This is a genomic window from Nitratireductor pacificus pht-3B (assembly GCF_000300335.1).
GTDB lineage: Bacteria > Pseudomonadota > Alphaproteobacteria > Rhizobiales > Rhizobiaceae > Nitratireductor > Nitratireductor pacificus.
Genome location: NZ_AMRM01000007.1, coordinates 184325 through 196924, shown reverse-complemented (window position 1 = coordinate 196924; position 12600 = coordinate 184325). Strand labels below are relative to the sequence as shown.

13 protein-coding genes are annotated in these 12600 nt (G+C 67.4%); 7 read left to right on the top strand and 6 right to left on the bottom strand.

What is annotated here, in order from left to right; translation table 11 throughout:
• Positions 1-248 precede the first annotated feature (248 nt).
• A complete protein-coding gene (locus NA2_RS08515; RefSeq protein WP_008596197.1) occupies positions 249-992 on the top strand; it encodes an SDR family NAD(P)-dependent oxidoreductase in 744 nt (247 codons plus the stop codon).
• A 33-nt stretch (positions 993-1025) separates the two neighbouring features.
• On the opposite strand, the gene NA2_RS08510 is transcribed toward NA2_RS08515, so the two are convergent.
• Positions 1026-1472: a baeRF12 domain-containing protein gene (locus NA2_RS08510; protein ID WP_008596196.1), complete on the bottom strand. Its 447-nt coding sequence runs from the start codon at positions 1470-1472 to the stop codon at positions 1026-1028.
• Positions 1473-1743: 271 nt separating this feature from the next.
• On the opposite strand from NA2_RS08510, the gene cysG reads away from it, so the two are divergent.
• The 6 genes from cysG (at position 1744) to rpsU (ending at position 6997) form a co-directional block, all read left to right on the top strand.
• The gene (cysG, locus tag NA2_RS08505; protein WP_008596195.1) at positions 1744-3171 is read left to right on the top strand and encodes a siroheme synthase CysG; all 1428 of its coding nucleotides are present in this window, start codon (positions 1744-1746) and stop codon (positions 3169-3171) included.
• Positions 3171-3479: a DUF2849 domain-containing protein gene (locus NA2_RS08500; protein ID WP_008596194.1), complete on the top strand. Its 309-nt coding sequence runs from the start codon at positions 3171-3173 to the stop codon at positions 3477-3479. The genes cysG and NA2_RS08500 overlap by 1 nt, the downstream gene beginning before the upstream one ends.
• A gap of 16 nt (positions 3480-3495) precedes the next feature.
• A complete protein-coding gene (locus tag NA2_RS08495) occupies positions 3496-5166 on the top strand; it encodes a nitrite/sulfite reductase (RefSeq protein ID WP_008596193.1) in 1671 nt (556 codons plus the stop codon).
• Positions 5141-5905 (top strand): phosphoadenylyl-sulfate reductase, encoded by a 765-nt coding sequence (locus NA2_RS08490; protein WP_008596192.1) that lies wholly within the window; start codon positions 5141-5143, stop codon positions 5903-5905. The genes NA2_RS08495 and NA2_RS08490 overlap by 26 nt, the downstream gene beginning before the upstream one ends.
• 9 nt (positions 5906-5914) lie before the next feature.
• Positions 5915-6436 carry a DUF934 domain-containing protein gene (locus tag NA2_RS08485; RefSeq protein ID WP_008596191.1) on the top strand — a complete coding sequence of 174 codons (522 nt, stop codon included), beginning with the start codon at positions 5915-5917 and terminating at the stop codon, positions 6434-6436.
• Positions 6437-6769: 333 nt separating this feature from the next.
• Positions 6770-6997, top strand: coding sequence for a 30S ribosomal protein S21 (gene rpsU / locus NA2_RS08480; RefSeq protein WP_008596190.1), 228 nt, complete (start codon positions 6770-6772; stop codon positions 6995-6997).
• A gap of 205 nt (positions 6998-7202) precedes the next feature.
• Here the strand turns inward: rpsU and NA2_RS21905 are convergent, their stop codons facing one another.
• From NA2_RS21905 to NA2_RS08455, 5 genes are all read right to left on the bottom strand, one after another.
• Positions 7203-7406, bottom strand: coding sequence for a hypothetical protein (locus NA2_RS21905; protein ID WP_008596189.1), 204 nt, complete (start codon positions 7404-7406; stop codon positions 7203-7205).
• A 127-nt stretch (positions 7407-7533) separates the two neighbouring features.
• On the bottom strand, positions 7534-8640 hold the full coding sequence (locus tag NA2_RS08470) for a cis-3-hydroxy-L-proline dehydratase (protein WP_008596188.1): 1107 nt from the start codon (positions 8638-8640) through the stop codon (positions 7534-7536).
• A gap of 131 nt (positions 8641-8771) precedes the next feature.
• Positions 8772-9773 (bottom strand): 4-hydroxyproline epimerase, encoded by a 1002-nt coding sequence (locus tag NA2_RS08465; RefSeq protein ID WP_008596187.1) that lies wholly within the window; start codon positions 9771-9773, stop codon positions 8772-8774.
• Between the two features lie 13 nt (positions 9774-9786).
• Complete coding sequence (locus tag NA2_RS08460; RefSeq protein WP_008596185.1) at positions 9787-11037, bottom strand: NAD(P)/FAD-dependent oxidoreductase; 1251 nt, start codon at positions 11035-11037, stop codon at positions 9787-9789.
• Between the two features lie 13 nt (positions 11038-11050).
• On the bottom strand, positions 11051-12508 hold the full coding sequence (locus NA2_RS08455) for an aldehyde dehydrogenase family protein (protein ID WP_008596184.1): 1458 nt from the start codon (positions 12506-12508) through the stop codon (positions 11051-11053).
• Positions 12509-12600: the final 92 nt, after the last annotated feature.

The window sequence follows — 12600 nt, the reverse complement described above, 5'->3', positions numbered from 1 at the left end:
CGAGGCGCCGCAGGCGGCCACGCGCAACGCACGGCCGACGCCGCCGGCAGCGATCCCCGCGCCCGGCGGGACGGACCGCACCGCGTCGATCCGCCGCCCCGTGCCGCCCGCCGATGTCGGCGGTGCGCCGCAGAAACGGCCGGCTTCCATTCTCGACATCATCCTCGGAAATTAGACTCCGCGTCTCCTGTTTGCCTATCGCTTTCCCGGATCGGCTCGCCTACATAAGGCGAAACAGGGAGCGGCGCATGACCGACGAGCGAAAGACACTGGTTCTGACCGGCGCCAGCCGCGGCATCGGACATGCGACCGTCAAGCGCTTCTCGCGCGAAGGCTGGCGCGTCATCACCTGCTCCCGGCAGGCCTTTGCCGAGGATTGCCCGTGGCCCGCAGGGGCCGAGGACCACATCCAGCTCGACCTGTCCGACCAGGAAGGCGTCGGCATCGCCATCGGCGAGATCCGCCACCGGCTGGAGAAGAACGGCGGCCGTCTCGACGCGCTGATCAACAACGCAGCGATCTCGCCCAAGCTCGATGGCGGCAAGCGCATGGATTCCATCGAAACGCCGATGCATGTCTGGCGCGACGTCTTCCAGGTGAACTTCTTCGCGCCGATCATGCTGGCGCGCGGCCTGTTCCGGGAACTGGCCGCCGCCAGGGGCTCGATCGTCAACGTCACGTCCATCGTCGGCAGCCGGGTGCATCCCTTCGCCGGCACGGCCTACGCCACCTCCAAGGCTGCGCTCGTGGCGCTGACACGCGAGATGGCCGCCGATTTCGGCCCGCACGGCATCCGCGTGAACGCCATCGCGCCGGGCGAGATCGAGACCTCGATCCTGTCGCCCGGCACCGAAAAGCTGGTGGAAACGCTGCCACTGCGCCGCCTCGGGCAGACCTCGGAAGTCGCCAACACGATCTATTTCCTGTGCTCCGACCAATCGTCCTATGTGACGGGCGCGGAGATCCACATCAATGGCGGGCAGCACGTCTGAACCGGATGGGGTTTGGGAGCGAAGCATTCGCCCCTACTGCGTCAGCACCTTCTCGATGTCGCCCACTGTGTGGTTGGTGAGCGTCTTGGCGATCTCGCCGACCACACGGTCCCCGACCTCCTTGTGCATTTCCTTGCGCAGCTCGCCCAGCACCAGCGGCGGGGCGACGAGCACCAGCCGGTCGAACGTGCCGCGATGCGCCAGCTTGTAGAGCCGCTCGGCGATATCGGCGGCGAAGCGCTCCTTCTCGATGCGATGCCAGTCGGTTTCATCGACGGCGCTGCGATGCACCCCGTGCCCATCGTTGAAACGGCCGGGCTTGTCCGTGCCCTGTTCGCGGGTCGGCGGGTTTTCCTCGTGCATCTGCCGCACGACCTGGAGATTGGGATAGGTGGCGTCGCCCTCGTTGCGCAGGAACAGTGCCTTCTCGCCATCGGCGACGAGAACCCAGATATCATGCACCAGCCGGATATCAGCCATTTCGGTCTCCTTTTCAGCATTGCCTGATGCAGAACGCCGGCGGCAGCCTCCCGTTCCGCCGATGCACCTCGCACTCTTTCAAAGTGCGACAACGTCCTTTGCGCGTCTCGCAAGACGCGCGGCGCTGTCGTCCGGGGAAGGATTTGCTGCCGGAAAGCATCGCCGGGGAAAACCGATCTTGCGCAGCCAGCGGGCCGCGCGAGTGCGTTTCTCGTGAAAAGGCCGGCGGATCGTCATTATTCCGGGCATCTTTCACAAAGGCTCGCGACCCATGGCGCCAGACAACGCAAAGCTTGCCGCTTTCCCCGTGTTCGTGCGGGTGGAGGGCCGTGCCGTGGTCATCGTCGGCAATGGCGCGGAGGCGCTTGCCAAGGCGCGCCTGCTCGGCCAGTCGAGCGCCGAGATCACAATCGTCGCCGACGCGCCCGAGGCGGCGCTCGCCGACTGGGCGGCCGCCAACGGCGCCCGGCTGATCGCCGCGCCGTATACGTCCCGCTACATCGAGAAGGCCGTGCTGGTTTTCGCCGCTACCGACGACGAAGCGCAGGACCGCGCCATCGTCGCCGACGCGCGCGCCCGGAACATTTCGGTCAATGCCGTCGACCGTCCGGCGCTGTGCGATTTCTACACGCCGGCGCTGGTCAACCGGGCGCCGCTGGCGATTGCCATCGGCACGGAAGGTGCCGGTCCCGTGCTGGCGCAGATGGTGCGGGCGCGCATCGACCAGATGCTCTCTCCCTCTCTGGGCGCGCTCGCCCATCTCGCCACCCAGTACCGCGATGCGGTCGAGCGGCTGGTGCCGAAGGGTCTCCCCCGGCGCCGCTTCTGGAAGACGTTCTTCACTGGCGAGACGGCCCGCGCCACCGAGCGCGGCGACCTTGCCGCCGCCCGCCGCAGCGCCTCCGCCCTGCTCGCCTCCGGCAGCGACCTGCCCGGCCATATCGCGCTCGTCGGCGCGGGTCCCGGTGCGGAAGACCTTCTGACGCTGCGCGCCCAGCGCCTCATGATGGAAGCCGACGTGATCGTGCACGACGCACTGGTGCCGGAAGCCGTCATCGCCGTGGGCCGCCGCGACGCGGAGCGCATCGGGGTCGGCAAGCGCAAGGGCTGCCACTCGAAAAGCCAGGCCGAGATCAACGACCTGCTGGTCGAACTCGGCCGCGCGGGCAAGCGCGTGGTGCGCCTGAAATCCGGCGACCCGCTGATCTTCGGCCGCGCCGGCGAGGAAATGGCCGCGCTGCGCGAGGCCGGCATTTCCTACGAGGTGGTGCCGGGCGTCACCGCCGCCTTCGCCGCCGCCGCCGATTTCGAGCTGCCACTGACCCTGCGCGGCATCGCCTCGTCGATCGTCTTCACCACCGGCCACGACCTGAAGGGCCGTACCCTGCCCGACTGGGCGAGCCTCGCCGTCTCCGGCGCGACCATCGCCGTCTATATGGGGCGCTCGGTCGCCGCGGACGTCTCGCGCCGGCTGATGGAGGCCGGCATGTCGCCCGACACCGCCGTCGCCGTGGTCGAGAATGCCAGCCTCGACGGCAAGCGCCTGCTGCACGGCACGCTGGCCGACCTGCCGGCGCTGGCCGAACGCCACGAGCTGACCGGCCCGGTCATGACCCTGATCGGCGATGCGGTCGCCGGCGCCAATTTCGAGCGTTCACAGGCGCTCGCCGCCCGTAAGCACCAACTGGAGCGCGCCTGATGAAGATCCTTGCCGCCAACCGCCTGACCGATGGCGAAACCGTCTGGCTCGGCGCCGGCGACCGCTGGGTCGAGACGATCGACGCCGCCCATGTCGCCCGCGACAAGGAAGCCGAGGAGCGCCTGTCGGCCGCCGGCGATGCGGCGCTCGCCGCCAATCTCGTGCTCGACGTCACGCTGGTCGATATCGACCTGTCGGACGGCCGCGTCCTCCCAAGCCGCCTGCGCGAGCGCATCCGCGCCGGCGGCCCCTCGATCCATCCCGATCTCGGCAAGCAGGCGCGCAACGCCGCGCAGCACGCAGCCTGAACCGCAGGGTCCCGCCATGTACCGCTACGACGAGTTCGACCATGCCTTCGTGAAAGCCCGCGTTGCCGAATTCGGCGACCAAGTTGCGCGGCGCCTTTCCGGCACGCTGACGGAGGACGAGTTCAAGCCGCTCCGGCTGATGAACGGGGTCTACCTGCAGCTGCACGCCTACATGCTGCGCATCGCCATTCCCTATGGCTCGCTGTCGCCACGGCAGCTGCGCAAGCTCGCCCATATCGCGCGGACCTACGACAAGGGCTACGGCCACTTCACCACGCGCCAGAACCTCCAGTTCCACTGGCCGAAGCTCACCGACGTGCCGAAGATCCTCGAGGAGCTGGCAGAGGTGGAGATGCACTGCATCCAGACCTCGGGCAATTGCATCCGCAACGTGACGGCGGACCATTTCGCCGGCGCCGCGGCCGACGAGGTGGCGGATCCCCGCCCCTATGCGGAAATCCTGCGGCAATGGTCGTCGCTGCATCCGGAATTCTCCTATCTGCCGCGCAAATTCAAGATCGCGGTGACGGGCGCGGAGCGCGACCGGGCGGCGATCGAGGTGCATGACATCGGCCTGCACCTGAAGAAGAACGACAAGGGCGAGCTGGGCTTCGCGGTCTATGTCGGCGGCGGTCTCGGCCGCACGCCGATGGTCGCCAAGAAGATCCGCGACTTCCTGCCGGAACAGGATCTCCTGTCCTACACGACGGCGATCCTGCGTGTGTACAATCTCAACGGTCGGCGCGACAACAAGTACAAGGCGCGCATCAAGATTCTCGTCCACGAGACCGGCACCGAGGAACTGACGGCGGCCGTCGAGGCGGAATATGCCGCGCTGAAGGACAGCGAGCTCAGGCTGCCGGACGCGGATATCCGTGCCATCGAAACCTATTTCAAGCCGCCGCGCCTCGCGGCACGGCCCGAGGGTGACCGCGCCGTCGCCACGGCGGGCAAGACCAATCCCGGTTTTGCCGACTGGCTCGGCCGCAACGCCACCACGCACCGCAATCCGGACTATGCCTGCGTCACCATCTCGCTGAAGGGCATCGGCGAAGTGCCGGGCGATGCTTCCGACGCCCAGATGGACGCCATCGCCGACCTTGCCGAGCAGTACGGGAACGACGAGATCCGCGTCAGCCACGAGCAGAACCTGATCCTGCCGCATGTGGCGCGCGCCGACCTGCCGGCACTGCACGCGGCCCTGGTGGAGATCGGGCTGGCGACTGCCAATGCCGGCCTGATCACCGACATCATCGCCTGCCCCGGCCTCGACTATTGCGCGCTCGCCAATGCCCGCTCGATCCCCGTCGCGCAGGAGATCTCGCAGCGCTTCGCCAGTCAGGCGCGGCAGGCGGAGATCGGCGATTTGCAGGTCAAGATCTCCGGCTGCATCAATGCCTGCGGGCATCACCATGTGGGCCATATCGGCATTCTCGGTGTCGAGAAGAAGGGCGCGGAGCTCTATCAGATCACGCTGGGCGGCTCGGCACGCGAAGGCTCGACCATCGGCGAGATCATCGGCCGGGGTTTTGGCCCCGAGGAGATTACCGATGCGGTCGAAACCATCGTCGAAACCTATCTGGCGCACCGGCAGGGCCGCGAGGAAACCTTCCTCGATGCATACCGGCGCCTTGGCCAGGCACCCTTCAAGGAAGCGCTCTATGGCCACGAAGCCAGGGCAGCCTGATTTGACCCCGGGCATCGAAAGCGAAACCGCCGCCTTCGCCGCCGATCTCGACGCGCGCTACGGCCACCTGCCGGCGGAAGAGATCATCGCCGTGGCGATCGACCTCTTCCGCGACGCAGGCGGCATCGCGGCGACCTCGTCCTTCGGCGCGGACTCGGCGGCCCTGCTGCACCTGATCGCCGAGGCCGAACCCGGCCTGCCGGTGACCTTTCTCGACACGGGCCAGCATTTCGGCGAAACGCTCGACTATCGCGACCAGCTCGCCGACGATCTGGGCTTGACGAACATCGTCGTCATCGCGCCGCTCGACGATGCCCTGGCCACCGGCGATCCCGACGGCCTGCTGCACCGGACGGATATCGACGGCTGCTGCGCCATCCGCAAGGTGGAGCCGATGGCCCGCGCCGTCGCGCCCTACCGCGCCTGGTTCACCGGCCGCAAGCGTGGCCAGGCGGCCACCCGCGCGGACATGCCAGTGTTCGAGGCGGTCGGTCCGCGCATCCGCGTCAACCCGCTGGCGCGCTGGACCACGGAAGACCAGGCCGCCTACATGGTGAAGCACGATCTCAGGCAGAACCCGCTGGTCGCCTTCGGCTATCTGTCGATCGGCTGCTTTCCCTGCACGACCCCCGTGAAGCCCGGCGAGGACGCGCGTTCCGGCCGCTGGGCCGGCCAGGCCAAGACCGAATGCGGCATTCACCTGCCCGGTCTCGAAACCGCCCTTGCCCCGTCACAATAGGACGTTCCGATGAGCACCACCGAAACCCGGCTGTGGACCGAACAGGGATTTCAGGACGACGCCTGGCGGCGCGGCGAGGACGCATCCGCGCTTGAAGAGGCCGGCAAGGTGATCCTGCCGCTCGCCGTCTTCTCAGCGCTCGATCCCGCGTTGCGCGAGCGCGAGATGGCGCGCATCGGCGTCGAGGTGCTGCCGGGCGAGACGCTCGACGCACTTCTGCCCTCTCTTGCCCGCCTGCCGCTCGTGGCGCTTGCTTTCCCGGCGTTCAACGACGGGCGCAGCTATTCCAAGGCCGAGCTGCTGCGCACCCGGCACGGCTATCGCGGCGAGATCCGCGCCACCGGCAATGTCCTGATCGACCAGGTCGCGCATATGCTGCGCGTCGGCTTCTCCAGTCTCGCGATTGCCAATCCGCGCACGCTGGCGCAGCTCGAAGCCGGCAAGGAGGCGGGCGTTCCGCTCTATTACCAGCCGGCGGCCCGTGCCGCAGCAGCCCCCGGCTCCTATGCGTGGCGGCGGATTCCCGCCTGAAAGCTGGAAATTCCAGCTTTTCTCCCTATATGGGTCCCAGTGGGGTGCATTCCGCGAAACTTCTGATATGGTGCGCCTCATCCTGAGTCGTCCCTGGACGGACGCTTTTGCGCATCCCTGCCGTCAGACACCGGTCCGGCCCTCGCATTGATGCGGAATTTAGGCAATCGAGCTGCTGTTCGCGCCCCTTCGGTGCCGTATCCGCGCTCAACCATTTGCATCTTGCAGTCGGGCTCGCCTGACATCCGCATGGATGCAGGAAACAAGGAAATGGAGCGGCGTTTCTGTGAAGCGACCCACCGTTCCGGAACGCCAACCGTAGAAGGAAGTCCATTGCAGGTCATCGTTCGCGACAACAATGTCGATCAAGCTCTCCGCGTGCTGAAGAAGAAACTGCAGCGCGAAGGTGTTTTCCGTGAAATGAAAGCGCGCCGCGCCTACGAGAAGCCCTCGGAGAAGCGCACGCGGCAGCATGCCGAAGCCATTCGCCGCGCCCGCAAGCTGGCGCGCAAGCAGGCGCAGCGCGAGGGCCTTCTGCCCAAGAAGAGCCGCGCAGCCTGATCGTCTGATTTTGATTTGATCCAGCGAGGTCGGAAAGCGCCAGGCACTCCGGCCTCGTTTGCGTTTCCAGCGTCGGTTCAACCGCGCTACCAGCGCGTTGGTCCTAGACGCGTTCAACGTTTCACAGAAACGCCGAACGGGTCTATCTTCTTGTTTTTCCGCATTTATGCGGACGTCAGGTGATCCCACCTGACTGCAAAATGCTCTATTCCGCGCGCTTCTCGGCCCGGTCGAGCGCCCCCAGAAGGTTCTTGAACTGGTCGGGGAGGTCCGGCTCGACGGAAAACTGCGGCAGCGCCCGCAGGCGACGGACATTGTCGGGGTTGCCGAGACGCTGACCGACATGGCGCGCGACATCGGCATCAACTGCGCCGGCTAATCTCCCATCTCTGTTGTCTGATTTCTGCATCTCATTGCTCGTTCACGCGAATTTCACTCGTGATACTAAACCGTGAGCGGCAAAATCGTTCCAAAATCAACGGCCGGATGCGACCCGGACTGCCGGTAGGGTAAATTTTTCCTAAAATTGTAATCAATCACCGACCGAAGGAGAGAACCGGCGCCCCGAGCACGGCAAAGTCCGGCTCCACTCCCAGCCCGGGCCCCATCGGTGCCTTCATACCGCCCCCGACGCGCCGCGGCGCGTTGGCGGCGATCGTCTTCGTGCCGTAGGAGTTGAAATCCGTCGCCGAGAAGACGAAGTCGGACGGCGTCGCCTGTGCCAGATGGGCGATCGCCGCCGTCACGATGTCGCCGCCCCAGGTGTCCTCGATGGTCATCGGAATGCCGTGCGCCACGCAGACGTCGCGCATGGTGCGTGCCCTGGTGATGCCGCCGACCTTCGAGATCTTCAGGTTGATGACGTCGAACGCATCGTCGGCCAGTCCGCGCACCAGCATCTCCAGACCGGTGACGGTCTCGTCCATGACGAAGGGCTTGGCCGTGCGCCGGCGGATCGACAGGCATTCGTCATAGCTGGCGCAGGGCTGCTCGATATAGACGTCGAGGTCGGCGACCGCATCCGCCACGCGCGCCGCCTCGTGCCGGGTCCAGCCGGTGTTGGCGTCGGCGACGAGGATGTCCGTGTCGTCGAGGATCTCCCGGCAGGCCCGGATGCGGGCGATGTCGTCGTCCGCGTCGCCGCCCACCTTGAGCTGGAACTTGGTATAGCCCTCCGCCTTGTAGCCGGCGATCTTCTTCGCCATCGTCTCCGGCGCTTCCTGCGAGATGGCGCGATAGAGGCGCACCTCGTCCTGCGCGATGCCACCGAGCAACGTGACGAGCGGCAGGTCGGACGCCTTGCCGAACAGGTCCCAGCAGGCGATGTCGAGCGGCGCCTTGACATAGGGATGACCGTTCAAAGCCGCGTCCATGGCGCGGTTGACCGCGCCCAGATTGGTCGGGTCGAGGCCGATCAGCTTCGGCGCCACCTCCTCCATGCCGGCGCGTACCCCGCGCGCGTAGGACGGCAGATAGGCCGAGCCCAGCGGGCAGCACTCGGCGTAGCCCACCAGTCCCGCATCGGTCTCGATCGCCACCACGGTAGAATCGAACACCTCGACGAAATTGCCGTTCGACCAGGAATAGCGCCCTTCCTTCAGCGGCAGGTCGACCTGGTGGACGCGGATGGCGGTGATCTTCATGCCTTGCTCCCTAGACCCGTTCAGCGTTTATGCGGGCGTCAGGTGAGTCCACCTGACTGCATACCGCTCTATCTCCTTGTTTTTCCGCATTTATGCGGACGTCAGGTGATTCCAACTGACTGCAAAATGCTTTAGACGACGACGAAGCCGTGCGCATAGGGGTCGCGGTCGTCGATCTGGATGGTGTTGTATCCCGTGACGCGCGCCCAGCCGGCGATGGACGGCACGATGGCCGGCCGGCCGGCCACTTCCGTCTCCGCCTCGACCCGCCCTTCGAACATCGAGCCGATGATGCTTTCATGCACGAAGGCGTCGCCGGCCTTCAGCCTTCCCAGCGCATGCCAGTGCGCCATGCGCGCCGAGGTGCCGGTGCCGCAGGGCGAGCGGTCGATCGCCTTCTCGCCGTAGAACACGGCGTTGCGCGCATGCGCCTCCGGCTTCGTCGGCGCGCCGGTCCACAGGATGTGGCGCAGGCCGCTGATCTCGGGTTTCTCGGGATGGACGATGTCGTGCCCGGCATTCAGCACCGCGCGCAGGGCGCGGCTCCAGCCGATCAGGTCGCCGGCCGTGTGATCGGCGATGTCGCGGAAGGCGTCCTGCGGTTCGACGATGGCGTAGAAATTGCCGCCATAGGCGATGTCGACCGTCAGTTCCCCAAGCCCCGGGACCTCAGCCCTGACGTCGCGCGCGTGCAGGAAGGACGGGACATTGGTCAGCCGCACCTTCTCGACGAAGCGGTCCTGCTGCTCATACTCGGCGACCACCAGGCCGGCTGGCGTGTCGAGACGCACCACGCCCGGCTCGCGCGGGCGGATCAGCCCGTTCTCGATACCGATGGTGATGGTGCCGATGGTGCCGTGGCCGCACATGGGCAGGCAGCCCGAGGTCTCGATGTAGAGAATGCCCGTGTCGCAATCCTCGCGCGTCGGCGGATAGAGGATCGCGCCCGACATCATGTCGTGGCCGCGCGGCTCGAACATCAGCCCGGTGCGAATCCAGTCGTACTCAGCGATGAAATGCGCCCGCCGCTCGAGCATGGTCGCGCCCTCGAGCAGCGGCCCGCCGCCGGCGACCACGCGCACGGGATTGCCGCAGGTGTGGCCGTCGATGCAGGTGAAGGTGCTGACCGCCATGTCTCTCTTCCTCTCAGAAACGGCCCGGCCTGAACGGCCCGATGTCGATGGACGGCGCCTCGCCGAGCACCAGTTCGCAAACCAGTCGAGCCGTCGCGGCCGACTGCGTCAAGCCCAGATGGCCGTGGCCGAACGCATGGATGACCCGTGGACTGGCCGACGAGCGGCCAATCACCGGCAGGGAGTCGGGCATGGAGGGCCGCGACCCCATCCATTCGATGCCGCCCTCGCGCTTCAGGCCGGGCATGAAGCCGGCCGCCTTGTCGAGCATGTGCCGCGCCCGCCTGAAGTTGGCGGGCCGCTCGATCCGCGCCAGTTCCGACGCGCCGCCGACGCGGATGCCGGTCTCGAGCGGCGTGACCACGAAGCCATGGGCGGGAAAGATCAGCTGCCGCTTCAGGTCGAACGCGCCCGGCGGCAGGGTGGTGTTGTAGCCGCGTTCCGGCGTCACCGGCAGCCGGTCGCCCAGCGATGCGGCCAGGGCGCCAGACCAGGGGCCGGCGGAAAGCACGGCATGGTCCGCCCTGAGCGCATCCCCGCCCGAAAGGGTCAGGGTCACGCCGTCCGCGTCCGGCGCAAGGCGCGCAACCTCGCTGGTGACGAACCGCACGCCGTGCGCCCGTGCCGCCGCCAGCAAAGCCAGCGCATAGGCGCGCGGATCGCCGACCGTCTGCCATTGCGGCAGGAACACGCCCTTGACCAGCCGGGACGAGAGGCCCGGCTGGAGTTCGGCCAGCCGCCCGCCCTCGACATGCTCGACGACGACGCCCGCTTCCTCGCTGCGTCGCCAGCCCGGCAGGGACGCCCGCCATTCGGCCTCGCTCTGGTAGAGTTCCAGCGCCCCGTCGGCGCGCACCATGCCACCGGTGCCGGTTTCGAAGGTCAGGGCGGCGGTCTCGCTCTGCGACAGCCGGTTGAGCGCGGCGAGCGCCGCCGTGCTCGCCTCCAGGCGTCCCAGCATCGAAGCGCGGAAGAAGCGCAGGAGCCAGGGCAGCCGCGAGGGAAACTCGGCGGGCGGGATGGACAGCGGCCCGAGCGGGTCGACCAGCCATTTCGGCGCCTTCAGGAGAATGCCCGGCGAGGCGAGCGGCATGATCGCCGGAAACGCGAAGGCCCCGGCATTGCCGCGGCTCGCGGCATTGGCCGGTTCGTCGCGTTCGATCAGGGCAACGCTGCGGCCTGCCGCTGCAAGGCGAAAGGCCGTAGCGATGCCGATGATGCCGGCGCCGACAATCGCCACATCGACCCTGTTGTCTACCGGCACCGCGTCACCTCCGTCAGGGCTGCGTATAGGCGGTCTTGACCGTCGTGTAGAACTCGACGGCATAGCGGCCCTGCTCGCGCGCGCCAAAACTCGATCCCTTGGTGCCACCGAACGGCACATGGTAATCGACGCCCGCCGTCGGCAGGTTGACCAGCACCATGCCCGCCTGGGATTTCGCCTTGAAGTCGCTGGCATGCTTGAGCGAGGTGGTGCAGATGCCCGACGACAGGCCGAAATCGGTGTCGTTGGCGACCGCCAGCGCCTCGTCGTAATCCCTGACGCGGACCACGCTCGCCACCGGGCCGAACACCTCCTCGCGGTTGATGCGCATGGCATGGGTGGTCTCGGTGAACAGGGCCGGCGCCATGTAGAAGCCGGGCTTGTCCAGTGTCAGGCGATCGCCGCCGAAGGCCAGCCTGCCGCCCTCCTGCCGCGCGATCTCCACATAGGCGAGGTCCTGCTCGAGCTGCTTTTCGTCGACCACCGGCCCCATCTGCGTCTTCGGGTCGAGCGCGTCGCCCACCACCAGCGCCTTCAGCTTCTCCGTCAGCGCCGCCACGAAACGGTCGTGGATGCCTTCCGTCACGACGAGCCTGCTCGACGCGGTGCAGCGCTGGCCGGTGGAGAAGAACGCGCCGTTGAGCGCCGCGCCCACGGCGACATCGAGATCGGCGTCGTCGAGCACCACGAGCGGGTTCTTGCCACCCATCTCGAGCTGCACCTTCTTCAGGTGCTGGCCGCAGGCGGCGGCGATGCCGCGCCCGGTCGGCACGGAGCCGGTGAAGGAGATCGCCTTCACCTTCGGGTTCTCGATCATGCGCGGCCCGAGCTCAGAGCCGCGTCCGCCGACCAGGTTGAAGACGCCGGCGGGCAGCCCGGAGCGCGACAGGATGTCGGCCAGCGCCCAGGCGCAGCCGGGCACCAGCTCCGCGGGCTTCAGCACCACGGCATTGCCGTAGGCGAGCGCCGGCGCGACCTTCCAGGCGGGGATGGCGATGGGGAAGTTCCACGGGGTGATCAGGCCGATCACGCCGACCGGCTCGCGGCGCATGTCGATCTCGATGCCGGGACGGACCGAGGCCAGCCGCTCGCCCGGCAGGCGCAGCGCCTCGCCGGCGAAGAACTTGAAGATCTGACCGGCGCGCGCCGCCTCGCCGATGCCCTCGGCCAGCGTCTTGCCCTCCTCGCGCGCCAGGAGGCGGCCGAGCTCCTCCTTGCGGGCGAGGATTTCCGTGCCCACGGCGTCGAGCACGTCGAAGCGCTGCTGCGGCGTCGAGGCGGCCCAGCCGGGCGCCGCCGCGTGGGCGGCGTCGATGGCGCGGTCGAGATCCGCGGCACCGGAGCGCGCCGCCAGACCGATCACGTCGCGCGTGTCGGAAGGGTTGATGTTCTCGACCCTGCTCTGGCCGCCGGCCCATTCACCGGCAATGAAATTGTCGAACCGCATCGCACCCGCTTCAACCGAAGCCATCTGTCTCGCCCTCCTGCTGGTCATGTTTTGCCGTTTTCGTATCGCATGCGAGCGGGCCGGTCATGCGATGCTTCGTCATGCCAGCCTGCCGT